Raw genomic sequence first — 15,533 nt, forward strand, 5'->3', positions numbered from 1 at the left:
GATCCCGCCGCAGTCGACTCGGGACGCTGAGAATCCTCCGATTGAGCCCCAGGACCCCCCGGAACTGACCGGTGACCTGTTGACGGCGGCCGAGGAACTCTTCGGCGACCGGATCGCTCTTGCCGTTCGTTTCGTGGAACACCTGTCCTCCACCGGAATCGAGTGGGGACTCCTGGGTCCGCGGGAGGTACCGAGGCTGTGGGAACGCCATGTCTTGAACTGTGCAGTGGTGGGAGACCTGCTGCCGGAAGGTGCCCTGGTGGCCGACGTCGGCTCGGGCGCCGGACTGCCGGGCCTCGCCCTGGCTTTGGCCCGGCCTGATTGCCAGTTCATCCTCATCGAACCGCTGGAACGGCGGGTGGCCTGGTTGGACATGGTGGTCGATGATCTCGGGTTGGACCACGTCGACGTGGTCCGGGCCCGGTCGGAACAGGTGGTGGGCAACGTGGTCGTGGACATCGTGACCGCCCGAGCCGTGTCCGCCCTCAAGACCTTGATTCCGTTGACCCTTCCGCTGTTACAGGGCTCCGGGCAGTTGTTGGCCATCAAGGGCCGAAGTGCTGCCGAAGAGGTCAAGTCGGCAGCCAAGGTCCTCAAGAAGCACAAGGGGTCCACCCCGATTATTGAGACGGTGGGCGAGGATCTGTTGGCCGAGCCCACCACAGTGGTACGGGTGCGTGTGGGCTCCTCACGCTGACCAGTAGGCTGGAGTGGTTGGATGCCACGGCCGAAAGTTCGTTTCGCCGTCTATCAACCTCGGGAGGTTGTTCTCATTGACTAATGAGTCGGAAGTTTCACGGGAAACCGTCAGTACCGTGGACTCGTCCGTGGCGGACGACATCGAGACGCCCTTGGCCCGCGAACTGGCCCAGGAGAATCGTCGACGGGACAAGCTGAAGGGTCGCAAACTGCCCTCCCCGAGTGAAACGCGCATTGTCACCGTGTCCAATCAGAAGGGCGGTGTCGGCAAGACCACGACGACGGTCAATCTCTCGGCAGCCCTGGCCCGAGCGGGCATGCAGGTCCTCGTCGTGGACATCGATCCTCAGGGCAACGCCTCCACGGCGCTGGCTATCCCCCACAACTCGGATGTGGACAGTGTCTACGACGTCCTTATCGATGAACTGCCCATGGCCGATGTGGTCAAGCCTTGCCCCGATGTGGAGGGGCTCGTGGTGGCTCCGGCTACGATCGACCTCGCCGGAGCTGAGATCGAGCTGGTCTCCCTCGTGGCACGTGAACAACGCCTGTCGCGTGCGTTGAACGAGTACTTCACCTACCGGGAGAAGCAGGGGCTTCCGCGGCTCGACTATGTCTTCATCGACTGTCCTCCAAGCCTTGGCCTGCTCACCGTCAATGCCTTTGTGGCCGCGAGCGAGGTTCTCATCCCCATCCAGACCGAGTACTACGCTCTGGAGGGGCTCTCCCAGTTGCTCAACAACATCCGGATGATCCAGAAGCACCTGAACTCGTCTCTCAAGGTGTCCACGATCATCCTGACCATGTATGACGGACGCACCAACTTGGCGACCCAGGTAGCCGGCGAGGTTCGTGAGCACTTCCCGGACGAAGTGCTCAAGACGGTGATTCCTCGCAACGTGCGCATCTCCGAGGCCCCCAGCTTCCAGCAGACGGTGCTCACCTATGATCCTCAGTCCGCCGGTGCACTGTCCTACCGGGAAGCTGCTGTGGAGATCGCTGATCGTGGACACGCGGCAGGAATGTGACCTGACCCTGCAAATCGCCGTCATCGGCTGACCCAACCTCTTGGGGTTTATATATTGTCTCTTCTGAGCCGGACGAGGCTGGATCGCGTTGCCCTCCAAGAGCCAGTCAGTGGCCGGAACATCGGGCTGGAGTGGCGGGTAGACCATACTGCGTGATAGAGAGCTTATCCTCATAGGCATTGCCTCGTGGCTGGTCCCCGTGGCCGTTCCACGTGAAACATTCCTGGAGAACTGACCGTTCGGGATGTTGACAGGCCGAAGGGCTTGGGTTGATGGGCGGCTGGCTTCGTACCGACGTCTCTCGTTCTCATCGGAGTCACGCATGCCGAAAGGCCACACCGCGTGGCCTATATCTGGATGGCCGCGCCTTGTCAGCAGAGTTTTGCCAGCTATCACAGTGATTCAGCTGGGAGAGGGCAGCTTGAATGGGCCCGCAGGCAGAGTCCGGGGTGAAGCTGTGTTCACTTTGGAGATGACGTTTCACCTGACGCCACTTGAGAGATGACGTTTCACATGAAACGGTCTACGCCGCCGAGTTGACGAGTCCGAAGAACTCCACACGTATCCGACTGGCAGGCTGCTGCGGCTGGAAACAATGCCACTCAGGAGGCTCTGCGGTTAGGCCACCGCTGCGGAGGATACCCGGTGCCGCTACCGATTTGGGGCGTGCCAAGACCCGCCGATGCCAGGCGAGTGGGTTCTGGCGAACCCGGTGGTCTGTCTGCTTGTTCCACGTGAAACATACGTCCTGGTGGTCCCTGCACTCGTGCTGGGCAATTCGTCGAGTCGAGCCCACTGGTACAAGGAGAGGTGTAGACGTTTGTGATTGATGTGCCTGTCTGCACTCGTATCCGCAAACCGACCTTTCAATGTCCTTATCGTCGCGGCTAGAACAAGGTCTAGCCCGGAATGGACGTACGTGACAGCCTTCTCACCAAACTAGGCGCGATCACGGACGGCATGGGTTGCACGTGAAACGCCGGGAGCCGTCGTAGGAGTGTAGGCCCCAGCTGCCTCCAGCGGGTTTCACGTGAAACACGGAGACGAGTAGGAACGTACGTGGGTTAGCGGTGCTTCACGTGAAACATGGCCCTACTTTGCCACAGCGGCCCCACGGTCGGCAGCAGCAGAGGCTGGTGTTGGTTTGAATCACTGAGCTATAGCGAGAGCAGGGCTTCACCGCATCGGTTCCCACCCGCAATGTCCTGCCAGCTGGCGCCCCGGAAGTTCCTGGGGTTGCTTTAGTCAAGATGTCCACCGCGATGCTGTTCCTGCGCCCGTCTACCCCGCAGTGTTCCTATGAAGTGCCTGTGCATTCGTGCGTCACCCTGCCAGGCGGTCCTTCTGCGCTTCCTGCGGTCGACTCCGGCCACACGTGTCAGGAGTCCAGCTCTTGCTGAGCCTCAGGCCGAGGAGTCCAATGGTTGGTTGCCCGCCTACCCCGCCTCGGCGAGCGTCGCGCACCCATGTGCTGACTGGGCTATCGTTCCACGTGAAACGTAACAGACGGGCTAACAAGGCGGTCGTAATCGTCACCGGGCGTTTCACGTGAAACGGACCCGAGACCGGAAAGGTAGTCCTCAGCCCGTATCTTCGGCCCACTGATGCGTGTTCGAACCTAGCGTCAGAGTGGTGGGAATAGTGTTCCGTCATCATGTGCGCGGACTCAACTATAGGCCCGTGATTTAGATAGACAATGTGACACGAGCCCACACAGTCTCATCCCGAATGTGACACGGCATTGGTCGACGCGACAACAACGCAGAATCCGGTTTCACGTGAAACAGCAGTAGACTGGAAACCGATGCTGGGCGCGATCTAAGGAGTATGCGTGAAGAAGAACCGACGGGGTCTTGGTAGGGGACTAGAGGCACTGATTCAGAACACGAGCTCCGAAGAAGCCGCCGCTCCGGATCTGGCCCACGATGATCCACAGGATCACCCTGGAACAGTAGACTCAAACGCTTCCGAACCAGTCGAAGCTGGACAGACGAAGCAAGAAGCTCCTCGGGGGGGCGAACGTAGGGATTCGAGCACGCAGTCTTCGGAATCGGCTGTCGCCTCGGGTGCTCCTGAGGGTGTTGGCACGACATCGGAGCCGGCCTCCCGTGAGCCAGCCTCTGCTGGTCCGGAAGCCAGCGATCATCCCGGTCAGACCGACCTCGCGAGTCGATATCTCGGAGCTCGTCATCCCGATGTGGCTCGCGCTCCGGTTGCACGTGAAACACGACGTCCGGTCGACGTCTTCTTCCCTGATCGACGGACTGTCACTGCGGATGATGCGTCTGGTCTGTCACCTGCCCCAGGGGCGACCGACGTGAGCGATGTGGCGACGGCCGGTCGGAAGGGGAAATCGCGGCCCACGATGCCGGGCGTGAAATCCGTTGGCATCTCGGGCGTTACAACGGAGGCCGCTCCCTCAGAACGATACGCACAGGCGGAACAACCGGAAAAGCTTGAGTTCAAGGGCACCGGATCGGAGGCCGAGACAGGTGATCGCGATCAGGTCCGGCCGCAGGTCCGTCACCATGGGGCCGTTGGCGATGCAGAGCTGCGAACGATCCCGACGGGCGACATCCATCCCAATCCCCGTCAGCCTCGTGAGGTGTTCGACGAGGATGACATGGACGAGTTGGTGGCGTCCATCGCCGAGGTGGGAGTCCTCCAGCCCATTGTGGTGCGACCCGTTGAAGGGCCCTCTCCGTTTGAACTCGTCATGGGCGAACGTCGCTGGCGTGCGTCTCAACGCGCAGGTCTGGCCGAGATTCCCGCCATTGTGCGGCATACGGCGGACACGGACCTGCTGAGGGACGCCCTCTTGGAGAACCTGCACCGGAGTCAGCTGAATCCCCTCGAGGAGGCTGCCGCCTACGAGCAGCTCCTGGAGGACTTCAACTGTACCCAGGAGGAACTTTCCTCCCGCATCGGGCGGTCCCGGCCGCAGATCACGAACACCCTGAGGCTGCTGAAGCTGCCCCCGTTGGTGCAGCGCCGGGTCGCGTCCGGTGTCCTTTCCGCAGGTCACGCTCGTGCGCTCCTGGCCCTGGTCGACCCGGCCGACATGGAACGCCTGGCGCAGAAGGTGGTATCGGAAGGGCTATCGGTTCGGGCGACGGAGGAGCTCGTCTCACTGCAGGATGGCGTCCGCCAGGTGAAGCCGAAGAGCCGCGCTCCGAGGAGTGATCGGCATGAACGATTGGACTATCTGGCGAACACCTTGACGGATCGTCTGGACACCACGGTGAAGATCACTCTGGGAGCCCGTAAGGGAAAGATTGCCATCGACTTCGCATCGGTGGACGACCTCAACAGGATTATGGACCTGATCGATCAATCTGGCACCAACGGTGCACGTGGCTAAAGCCGGTTAGACAGTGACACAATCGACCTAGACAAGGTCCTAATAGCAGAAGGGCCCCGATTCTGTCAGATCGGGACCCTTCTAGCCACGTACGTCAGTGGCTAATGTTCACTTGAGGTACTCCGCGAACTCCGTCTCCAGCACCTGCTTGGGCTTGGCGCCGATGGAAGTGGCGACCTTTTCGCCCCCCTGGAAGACCATCACCGCGGGAATGCTGGTGATGCCGTAGTTGGCGGCTGCCTGGGGGTTGTCATCGACGTTGAGCTTGGCCACGGTGATCTTGTCAGCGTGCTCGGTTGCCATCTCTTCGAGGATGGGGCTCAGCATGCGGCAGGGGCCGCACCATTCTGCCCAGAAGTCGACGATGACGGGCTTGTCCGAGTTCAGGACCTTCTCCTGGAAGTCCTGGTCGGTGACGTCAATGGTGCTCATGGTTCCTCCTGGTGGGGTTGGTCTGGAATGCCGGCAGGGGGCCGGTATTCAGGTCTGTGTGGTCCGGAGCCCTAGACGGCTGCCGCGACCAGTTCCTTGACGTCCGCAAGGTAATGCTCGACGTCCTGGGCGGCGACGCATCCACTGCCGGCGGCGGTGATGGCCTGGCGATAGGTCGGGTCGGTGACATCTCCGGCCGCGAAGACTCCGGGAAGCGACGTGCGGGTGCTGGGGTGGTCGATCCGGACCGTGCCGTCGGCATTGAGCTCGACCTGGTCCTTGACGAGGTCGGTTCGGGGATCCGATCCGATGGCCACGAACAGTCCCGTGACGTCCAGGGTGGACTCCTCACCGGACTTCAGATTGCGCAGGTGCAGGGTCTTGAGCTTCTCCTCGCCGTCGAGGCCGGTGACCTCGGTGTCCCAGATGAACTCGATCTTCTCGTGGGCCAAGGCCCGGTCAGCCATGGTCTTCGAGGCACGCAGGTCATCACGACGGTGGATCACGGTGACCTTGGACGCGAACTTGGTGAGGAATAGTGCCTCCTCCATGGCGGAGTCGCCACCGCCCACAACGGCGATGTTCTGGTCGCGGAAGAAGAATCCGTCACACGTGGCGCACCAGCTCACGCCATGGCCGGAGAAGCGCTTCTCACCTTCCACGCCGAGTTCCCGGTAGGCGGACCCTGTGGACAGGACCACCGCGTGGGCCCGGTACTCAGTGCCGTTGCCGAGAGTGACGACCTTCGGAGAGGCCTTCAGGTCCACCGCCACGACATCCTCATACTGGACTTCAGCGCCGAACCGGGTGGCCTGCTGTTCGAGGTGGCCCATCAGTTCCGGACCGAGGATGCCCTCGGGGAAGCCGGGGAAGTTCTCCACATCGGTGGTGTTCATCAACTCACCGCCGGCGGTCACTGACCCGGCGACCACAAGAGGATTCAGGTTCGCGCGTGCAGCGTAGATGGCGGCGGTGTAGCCCGCCGGGCCCGATCCGATGATGACGACGTCCCGGACGACGTCGGTGGACTCTGGAGCCTCGGTCACGGTGATTCCTTCAGGGTAGGCAACTGGAACTGTTAACGGTGGAACATCCCCCGGCAGAAACCTATTCCATGCCTGTTCCCGTCCAGCAGATGTCCTGGCATGACCTCGACGGCCCCTCGTCACCTGAAAGGCCTGGGGACAGCCTGGCTATCGCCTCCACCATCCTAGGCGGGGTCCGCCGGGCGCAGAGGCGCGTCTTCCGCCCAGCGGAGGTGGCGCACCCGGTCCACAGCCCCTGGTCAGTTGACCTCGACCTCGGCGATCCTCAGGCCGTAGGGCCGGTTGGACGTGGCATTGGAGAGCTCGGGCAGTTCAGTGAAGTTGATGATCACGTACTGTGCCTCCGCGGTACTGCCGTCCTCGGCGGGGATCGGCACGCTGACCTCGGGCCCTGTGAGGGAGCCCTCGGCAATCTGCCGGGCGTCGTCGATCTCCGGGGTATCGCTCAGCAGCACCGAGAACGATCCGCCGCTGCCGTTGTTCTGGGTGATGTCCACCTGGGAGACGGCGCTGGGTTCCTCCAGCTCGATCACCAGGGCCATGTTGGAGGCGTAACCGCCGAAGGCCGGCTGGGCGAAGGTGTAGGTCTGCCAGGCCGTGGCGGGATTGCCGTCGATGGCATTGGGAAGGGTGGAGTCCGTCTCCGCACTGAGGCCGTTGTCGTCCGGAACCACGCGGGTGGCCGAGACGATGGCCGGTTCCGGCAGTTGTGAGTCCTGGGTCGGCTGTTGAGAGGACTCGGCCGGCGAGGACCCCGGAGTGCTGGAGTCGCCCCCACCCGCCTCCGGATTGCGATTGTTGTCCAGGATGTTGAAGGCGAACACCGATCCGAGGATGAGCAGCAGGACCAGGATTCCGCCGACCAGCCAGCGGGCGCCCCGCGGCTTGTCGTCCTCGTCGTGCTCCTCGTAGTCGTCGAACTCGGGATAGTCATAGTCGTCGCCGTGGTCAACGTCCGGATGATGGCCAGGGCCGCCTGCCGATCCACCACGGGAGCCTCCGCCGGCCCCAACAGAGCCAGCGCCGGCAGCCAACCCAGCGCCAACGACGCCGGCCCCGAGTACACCGGCCCCGCGGCGCTCGTCGGAGTGGGGCTGATCGGCCGCACCGGCTTGATCGTCGCGGGAGGGTTCGTAGGGGCCGTCGTCCCAGAGCGTCACCTTGGGGCGCTCAGCGCCGCGCCGGTGCGGGTCCCGCCCCGGCTTGGGGCTGTGCCGGCCGATGGCCGGCGAGGCGACGGCGGCCGTGAGGGTCTCGCCCGTCACCTCGCCTGTGTCCTCGGAGGGGCCGAGGTCGGAGGCATCTCGGGACGGTTCGTCGCTTCCCTCATCGGAGGGGGACTCCACCACGGGGGACGCGGAGGTCGCAGCAGCGTTCCGGTCGGCAGCCGAGTCGGTCACGGTGACCTCGTCGTGGGCGCCGGTCCAGTCGGCATCACTGACCGTCTCCGGCAGGGGTGTCTCATCGGTGCGGAGCACCGCGGAACGGTACGGATCGTGCTCGTGCCGAGCGCCGTCGTCGTGCTCCTGGACGTTCCTCGTCGCCGCAGGGTCGGCAGCAGCACCGGCACCCACTGCACCAGCAGCAGTCCTGCCGTCCACGGCGTCCTTGGCGGCGTCATCCGAGCCGAGCCGCTGGCTCAGGCGGTCGGAGATGCCTCGCAGGAACTTGGGGCGGCGTGTCTCCGTCTCCGGCCCGGTATAGCCGTCATCCAGCTCCTCGTAGTACTCCTCGTCATCCTCGTAGACCTGCGGCTCGTAGGTGCGCGCCTCGCCGAAGATCTCCGAGCCGAGGGTGTCCGTGTAGAAGGGCTCCACGTAGACCTGCTGCTCGCGGGTCATGTCCAGCAGGTCCTCGGGCGCCGGGTTGCCGCCGGCGATCAGGTAGGTGCGGCCCTCGCTGAGGCCGAGGTCGAGGACCTGGATGGTGCCCTGCCGCTCACCGGTGGCGAGTTCGCGGGCGGAAGCGGCCACTTGGGAGGCATGCGAGGAGGAGGCGACCAGGATGGAGACATCACGGTTCAGGACTTGGTCGCGGCCTTCCAGCACCATGTCCTGGTCGGCTGACGTCAGCACATGTCCGGTGACGAGGTATCGGCCTCCGAGGACCATTCCCTCTTCAATGGGCTGCGGCACGGTGTTCCTCCAGGTCGGTGGCCCGGGCCAACGGTTGGGTATGGCCGTCCAGGTGGACGGGGGTGCCTCTGGTGCCACTGCGGGCAGTGGCCGGCCACGGCGGACCCGGGTGCGGTCGGGTCCATGCTACGGCCGACGGCGGGTTGGCGCGCGGTGAACCGCCGGACGGCAGGGCAGGAAATTACCGGGCCAACCCGGGGATTCGCCGGGCCAGCGGCCCCAGGAACTCGGCCAGCTCGGGCAGCCGCATGGCGCGCAGCATCACGAAGTACACCACCAACATGACCAACCCGACGACGGCGCAGCTCACCAAGGCGGTGATGATCGTGGACCAGGGGAACCCGCCGGAGTACCCGCCGATCAGCCACAGCACCAGCGCGCCAGCCACGCCGGAGACGACGGAGGCCACGCCGGTGCGCAGATAGGCGTCCAGGACCTCGCCGGCGCCGTAGTCCCCGTAGTGTCGACGCACCAGCACGTGGGCGGCGACGAACTGGGCCACGTGCAGGAGGGTGAACACGGAGACCATGAGGTAGGCCATGGCCCAGCTGGGCATGAAGATCGAGGCCACGTAGGCGATGATCAGCGTGAACGCCGCGGTCCCGACCTGCACCAGCATCGGGATCCGCGCGTTCTCGGCCGCGTAGAACAGGCGCATGAGGTAGATGTGGGCCGAACGGAACGGCATGCCCAGCGCCAGCAGGATGAGGAGCTGCCCGATGGCCACGGCGGACGCCGCGGCGGTCTCCGAGGAACCGGCGAAGACGCGTCCCAGGGGCCCGGCCAGGACCAGCACCACGACGGTGGAGAACATCATCGGGACCGCGAAGTTCCGCAGGCCCCGGCTGATGGTGGCCAGGGCCTCGGGGACATCGTCCCGGTGCAGCGACCGCGCGAGCTGGTTGAACAGCACGGTGGCCAGGGACAGGACGAACACCGAGTGTGGCAGCACGGTGATCAGCTGGGCGATGTTCAGCGCCATGAGCCCGGGAATCGAGGCCTCGACGACGGCGGGGTCCAGCCCTTCGAACGGCCCGCCGGACCCGCTGGCCTCACCCAGGGAGGCACGGGCCTCCGTGGCCCCGGAGACCAGGCGGGCAACCAGCAGATTGACGACGTTTCCGGCCATCATGGTCACGAGGGTGTACCCGGCGAGCTTGCCCGTGGACCGCAGCCCCATGCCCTTCCAGCCGAACTTCGGCTTCAGCCCCAGCCCGAGCCGGCTCAGCGGGACGAACAGCACGAGGGCCTGGACCACGATCCCCAGGGTGTGTCCACCGGCCAGGAGGACCGTCTGGCCAGTGGTCCACTCCGCCAGTTGATCGCCACCGGCCTGGTAGGAGCCGAACATCGCGAGGTAGAGGCCGATGACACCGATCGCCACCACGTTGTTGGCCACCGGGGCCCACATGTAGGCGCCGAAACGGCCGTTGGCGTTGAGGACCTGCCCCAGCACCGCGTACACGCCGTAGAAGAAGATTTGCGGGAAGGTCCAGAGCGCGAACGCCGTGCCCAGGGCCAGCATCGCCGGGGACCAGTTGCTGGTCAGCGCCACCATGATGGGGGCGGCCGCGAGTGTGATGGCCAGGGTGGCCGCGGCCATGACGATCATCGCGAGGGTGATCAGCCGCGAGGTGTAGTCGGAGCCCTTGTCCGGCTTCTTCGCCGCCTTGATGAGCTGTGGGACCAGCACCACGTTGAACACACCGCCGGCCAGCAGCATGTAGATGATGTTCGGGATCGTGTTCGCGGACTCGAAGATGTCCGCGGCCATGGCGGTGGAACCGATGGCCACCGTGAGCAGGGCCGTGCGGACGAAGCCGAGGATGCGGGACACCAGGGTGCCTGCGGCCATGATGGCACTGGACTTCGCCGTGTTGTCCGCCTCGGAGGAGGCAGTTGCGGAGGGTGTGACGGAGGCCGAGGCGGAACCGGGGTCAGACGCGGAGACTGGAGCGGGGTCAGGGGCGGGAACCGGAGCAGGAGGACGGGCGGTGTTCCCGGGACCACGTGGGGGCACCTTGCCGGGGCGCCGCGGACCGAGGGAATCGCCGCGGTCCGGGGTGTCCGGCGTCGTGGTGGGGGTGTTCTTCACCGCTCGGAGTCCGACAGGTCCTGGAACCTGTCCTCATAGTCGGGGAGCACGTCCCGCGCGAGGTCCACGATCCGCCGCTCATTGGGGAAGGACAGCTTGGCGTTGAGCACGTCCAGGCCGACCCAGGCGACGTCAACGGCCTCATGGTCCGGGTCGTTCTCCGTGGTCAGTTCGCCCCCCGTGGCCTGCAGCAGGTAGTGGTGCACGGTCTTGTGCACGCGGTGGCTAGACACGGTGAACCAGTAGTCGATGGATCCGAGCGACGCCAGGATGTCCCCGGCGATCCCGGTCTCCTCCTCGACCTCGCGGATGGCTGCCTCACCGTGACTCTCGACGCCCTCCGGATGGCCCTTGGGCAGGCACCACTCCAGCCGGCCGCCGCGGTTGTAGCGGGCGATGATGGCGACCTCGAGCCGACCCCCGAACCTCCGCACCACCAGTCCGCCGGCAGAGATCTCCTCCACCGTGGGCAGGGAGCCCTGCGCGGACTCGCCGGGCGTACCCGGTTGTCCCGGGCGCCGGGGCACACGCCGGCCCACCGATGCGGTGAGCGGAGTGCGCTTGGGGGCGCTCGGAACGGGATGAGCCATGCATTCCACTGTAGCGGGCCGAACCGGAACCGCATCCGGCAACACCGGAGTCCGCACCCCGGTTGTCCTCACCCGGCCCCCGGATCTGGCACCCTTAAGCACACGATGAATCCCACCGCCCCCTCCTCTCCTTCGCCCGGCACGCCCGTCACCGCCGGCGTCCAGCCCTCCGGCACCGACCTGGCTGACCTCGTTGGCCGAACCGACCTCGTCGCCTTGCCCGTGGGGTTCCCGACCGGTGCCGGCCTTCCTCCCGTGGTGCTGGAACTGGGCCGGCTGTTCGAGGCCGCTGGGCACGAGCTGTCCCTGGTGGGCGGCCCGGTCCGGGACCTGTTCCTCGGCCGGGTGTCCCCGGACCTGGACTTCACCACCGATGCTGATCCGGACACCACCCTGAGGATCGCCCGGAAATGGGCGGATGCGCACTGGGACATCGGCCGGAAATTCGGCACCATCGGCTTCTCGAAGGGTGGATGGCAACTCGAGGTCACCACGTACCGCGCCGAGAAGTATGACCGCGACTCCCGCAAGCCGCAGGTCGCCTTCGGGGACTCCCTCGACGAGGACCTGCTGCGCCGCGATTTCACCGTCAATGCGATGGCCATCCGGCTGCCCTCCCTGGAACTCGTGGACCCCTTCGGCGGGGTCAAGGACCTGGCGGCCGGACGGCTTCGTACGCCCGGCACGCCCGAGGACTCCTTCTCCGATGACCCGCTGCGGATGATGCGGGCTGCGCGGTTCGCCTCCCAGCTGGGCATCGGCGTGGACCCGTCCGTGGTGGAGGCCATGACGGCGATGGCCGAGCGGATCACGATCATCTCCGCAGAACGCGTCCGGGACGAGCTGGTCAAGCTGGTCAACGGTTCCCATCCGCGGGCCGGCCTCAATCTGCTCGTGGACACCGGCCTGGCCGAGCACGTACTGCCCGAACTGCCGGCCCTGAAGTTGGAGACCGACGAGCACCATCGACACAAGGACGTCTACGAACACTCGCTGACGGTCCTGGACCAGGCGATAGGCCATGAGTACCCCGCAGAGCTTGAGGAGCAGTGGGCGGCGGAGCACCCGGAGGCGCCGGGTGCCGGGCCAGCCGGTCCAGTCGGGACCGGCGAGGCAGCCGAGGCCAGCGATGGCGAGACGGAAACAGGACGGTTCGCGCCGCCGTCGGGCACCTATGTTCCCGCACCGGACTTCATCCTGCGCTTCGCGGCGTTGATGCACGACGTCGGCAAGCCGGCGACCCGGCGCTTCGAGCCGAGCGGTGCGGTCACCTTCCGCCACCATGACGTGGTGGGGGCCAAGCTGGTCAAGCAGCGGATGCGCGCGTTGAAGTTCGACAACGACACGATCAAGGCGGTGGCGCGGCTGGTGGAACTGCACATGCGCTTCTACGGTTACGGCGATGCCGGCTGGACCGATTCGGCTGTCCGTCGGTATGTCAACGACGCCGGCCCGGTGCTGCCGCGACTGCATGCCCTGACCCGATCGGACGTCACCACGCGCAACCGCCGGAAGGCCGAGCGGCTGGCGTTCGCGTATGACGACCTAGAACGGCGCATGGTGGAGATCGCCGAGAAGGAGGAGCTCCAGGCGGTGCGCCCGGACCTGGACGGATCTCAGGTCATGCAGATTCTCGGCATCAAGCCCGGGCCCGTGGTGGGGCGCGCCTACAAGCACCTGCTGGAGTATCGCCTGGACGAGGGGCCGCACGACGAGGAGACGGCCACGGCCGAGCTGTTGCGCTGGTGGGCAGAGCAGCCGGAGTCGTCGGACTGACCCGAGTTGCGATCACGACGGACGCCGAGGCGCGCCGAGGAATCCACCGACGAGCGTGCTCGTCACTCCGGGGCACAGGTCAGAACAGCCCGGTGACGTTGCCCTCAGCGTCCACGTCCATGGAGTCGGCCGCCGGCTTCTTCGGCAGCCCGGGCATGGTCATGACCGCCCCGGTCAGGGCGACCACGAACCCGGCACCCGGCCGCAGCAGGAGCTCACGCACCAGGACGGTGAAGTCACTGGGCGCCCCCAGCACCGCCGGGTCGTCAGTGAACGAGTACTGGGTCTTGGCCATGCACACGGGCAGGTGGTCCCAGCCCTCCTCGACCAGTTGGACGAGCTGCCGGGCCGCGGTGGGTGCGTACTCCACGGCGGATCCGCCGTAGATCTGGGTGACGACGGCCTCGATCCGGTCCGCGACCGTCATGTCCTCGGTCCAGAGGGAATGCCAGCCGGAGTCCGCCTCCTCGCACGGTAGGACCTCGAGGAGACGGCGGGCCACGTCCAGGGCGCCCGCCCCGCCGCGGGCCCAGACCTCTGCCACCGCTGCGGGCACGCCCCGGCGCGCGCACCACGCGGTGAGCCAGTCCAGTTCGGCCTCAGTGTCCTGCGGGAAGCGGTTGATCGCGACGACCACGGGCACTCCATAGGCGGCCATGTTCTCGATGTGCCGGGCCAGGTTCGCGACGCCGGCCTCCAGGGCCGCGAGGTGGTGCTGTGCCGCGTCCCCGGTGTTCCGGTCCAGCTCCTGCAGGGCCATCCCGCCGTTGAGTTTGAGTGCCCGCACCGTGGCGACGATGACACTGGCCGCCGGCGGGAAGCCCCCGGCAACGGAGGTGATGTCCATGAACTTCTGACCGCCCAGGTCCGCGCCGAAGCCGGCCTCGGTGACCACCATGTCGGACAGCCTCCGGGCGGTGTTGGTGGCGGTGATGGAGTTGGCCCCGTGCGCGATGTTGGCGAACGGCCCGCCGTGGACGAAGGCGGCCGAACCGCCCAGGGTCTGCACCAGGTTGGGGCGGAGCGCGTCCTTGAGCAACACCGCCATGGCTCCCTGCGCGCCGTTCGGCCCCAGGTCCCCGACCGTGACCGGCTTCTGGTCCCGGGTCCTCCCGATGATCATGCGGGACAACCGCTCCTTGAGGTCATCGAGGTCGGTGGCCAGGCAGAACACCGCCATGGTCTCGGTGGCCACCGTGATCTCGAAGCCGTTCTCCCGGGGGACCCCCTCGGAGCGACCGCCGAGACCGATGATGGTCTCCCGCAGTGCGCGGTCGTTCGTGTCCAGTGCCCGCTTGATCGAGATGGTGCGGGGATCGAGGCCGAGGGCATTGCCCCGGTGCAGGTGGTTGTCCACGAGGGCGCAGAGCAGGTTGTGGGCTGACGTGATCGCATGGAAATCGCCCGTGAAGTGCAGGTTGATGTTCTCCATCGGCACCACCTGCGCGTACCCGCCGCCGGTGGCGCCGCCCTTCATGCCGAACACGGGGCCGAGGGAGGGCTCACGCAGGGCCGCGATCGCGGTCTTGCCGGCCCATGAGTCCGGCGCGTCCTCGGCCTGCGCCAGGAGGTTCAGGCCGTCCGTGAGGCCGACGGTGACGGTCGATTTGCCCTCACCGGCCGGCGTCGGGCTGATGCCGGTGACCAGAACGACCCTGCCGGGCGTGGCGGGAGACTCCGGAAGGCGGCGGGTGTCCACCTTGGCCATGTGGTGTCCGTAGGGGATGAGCGCGTCGGCGGGGATCCCGGCCCGGCGGGCCACGTCGGCCACCGGTTCGAGCGTCGCGGCCGCGGAGATCTCGGCGTCGTTCATGGGGGTGATCCTCGCACAGGCATTGCGGAGTGGGAACGGGCCCTGCCCTACACCGGCCACGAGACTGGCGGCCGACCGAAGACGTCGAAACGGCCACAGGGGCCGATCCGAGGTATCCGTCGACCGCCAGATGTGGGTCGGTGGACGCTGGTCACCGGGGAAAGATGATGAAGTCCGGCGGCAACGGGATGTCGTCCCGGCTCGGGGACCGTTCCTGGTCAGGCAGAAAGGGTGCCGGGCGGAAGATGGTCCCGAAACGCTGCTTGCCGGACCGCCGGCGTTTGCCGCGGTGGTCATCGAAGTGCTCACTCACGTGCTGTCACCCCCTTCCCGCGACTGAAGGGGTCCGGTCAGGATCGGTGGTGTGCTGTGTGGAGAGCCGTGCGGAGAGATGGATGGACATGGCTGGGGTTCCCTTGGTCGGGGGCCTCAGCGATGGGCAAGCGGCTCAGGGGACGTCCACCAGACAGGTCTGGAAGGGGGTCCTGCTCTACGGTTCTTCCTGGACGGGAAGGGGAAGCTCAGCTGGTTGCCGTCAACGCGGAGGCGGGGTTGGGC

11 protein-coding genes are annotated in these 15,533 nt (G+C 66.0%); 4 read left to right on the forward strand and 7 right to left on the reverse strand.

Going from position 1 to position 15,533, the window contains the following annotated elements; translation table 11 throughout:
* The first annotated feature begins 1 nt into the window (after window position 1).
* From rsmG to ABD134_RS09095, 3 genes are all read left to right on the forward strand, one after another.
* Window positions 2-697, forward strand: a complete 696-nt coding sequence (gene rsmG, locus ABD134_RS09085; RefSeq protein ID WP_378108316.1) for a 16S rRNA (guanine(527)-N(7))-methyltransferase RsmG — start codon at window positions 2-4, stop codon at window positions 695-697.
* A 76-nt stretch (window positions 698-773) separates the two neighbouring features.
* Complete coding sequence (locus ABD134_RS09090; protein WP_378108237.1) at window positions 774-1,727, forward strand: ParA family protein; 954 nt, start codon at window positions 774-776, stop codon at window positions 1,725-1,727.
* Window positions 1,728-3,924: 2,197 nt separating this feature from the next.
* On the forward strand, window positions 3,925-5,088 hold the full coding sequence (locus ABD134_RS09095) for a ParB/RepB/Spo0J family partition protein (protein ID WP_344228788.1): 1,164 nt from the start codon (window positions 3,925-3,927) through the stop codon (window positions 5,086-5,088).
* Window positions 5,089-5,196: 108 nt separating this feature from the next.
* Here the strand turns inward: ABD134_RS09095 and trxA are convergent, their stop codons facing one another.
* The 5 genes from trxA to ABD134_RS09120 form a co-directional block, all read right to left on the reverse strand.
* Entirely contained in the window at window positions 5,197-5,520 is a 324-nt protein-coding gene (gene trxA, locus ABD134_RS09100) for a thioredoxin (protein WP_344228790.1), read from the reverse strand.
* Between the two features lie 71 nt (window positions 5,521-5,591).
* Window positions 5,592-6,566 (reverse strand): thioredoxin-disulfide reductase, encoded by a 975-nt coding sequence (gene trxB / locus ABD134_RS09105; protein ID WP_344228792.1) that lies wholly within the window; start codon window positions 6,564-6,566, stop codon window positions 5,592-5,594.
* A gap of 239 nt (window positions 6,567-6,805) precedes the next feature.
* A complete protein-coding gene (locus ABD134_RS09110) occupies window positions 6,806-8,701 on the reverse strand; it encodes a hypothetical protein (RefSeq protein ID WP_344228794.1) in 1,896 nt (631 codons plus the stop codon).
* Window positions 8,702-8,882: 181 nt separating this feature from the next.
* On the reverse strand, window positions 8,883-10,796 hold the full coding sequence (murJ, locus tag ABD134_RS09115; protein ID WP_344228796.1) for a murein biosynthesis integral membrane protein MurJ: 1,914 nt from the start codon (window positions 10,794-10,796) through the stop codon (window positions 8,883-8,885).
* Window positions 10,793-11,386 (reverse strand): NUDIX hydrolase, encoded by a 594-nt coding sequence (locus tag ABD134_RS09120; protein ID WP_344228798.1) that lies wholly within the window; start codon window positions 11,384-11,386, stop codon window positions 10,793-10,795. Before ABD134_RS09120 ends, murJ begins: the two co-directional genes overlap by 4 nt.
* Window positions 11,387-11,491: 105 nt before the next feature.
* On the opposite strand from ABD134_RS09120, the gene ABD134_RS09125 reads away from it, so the two are divergent.
* The gene (locus ABD134_RS09125) at window positions 11,492-13,162 is read left to right on the forward strand and encodes a tRNA nucleotidyltransferase/poly(A) polymerase-related protein (protein WP_344228800.1); all 1,671 of its coding nucleotides are present in this window, start codon (window positions 11,492-11,494) and stop codon (window positions 13,160-13,162) included.
* 79 nt (window positions 13,163-13,241) lie between these two features.
* Here the strand turns inward: ABD134_RS09125 and ABD134_RS09130 are convergent, their stop codons facing one another.
* Window positions 13,242-14,975 carry a formate--tetrahydrofolate ligase gene (locus tag ABD134_RS09130; protein WP_344228802.1) on the reverse strand — a complete coding sequence of 578 codons (1,734 nt, stop codon included), beginning with the start codon at window positions 14,973-14,975 and terminating at the stop codon, window positions 13,242-13,244.
* Between the two features lie 151 nt (window positions 14,976-15,126).
* On the reverse strand, window positions 15,127-15,288 hold the full coding sequence (locus ABD134_RS09135) for a hypothetical protein (RefSeq protein WP_170144596.1): 162 nt from the start codon (window positions 15,286-15,288) through the stop codon (window positions 15,127-15,129).
* Window positions 15,289-15,533 lie beyond the last annotated feature (245 nt).

The organism is Citricoccus alkalitolerans, from assembly GCF_039528175.1.
Taxonomy (GTDB): domain Bacteria; phylum Actinomycetota; class Actinomycetes; order Actinomycetales; family Micrococcaceae; genus Citricoccus; species Citricoccus alkalitolerans.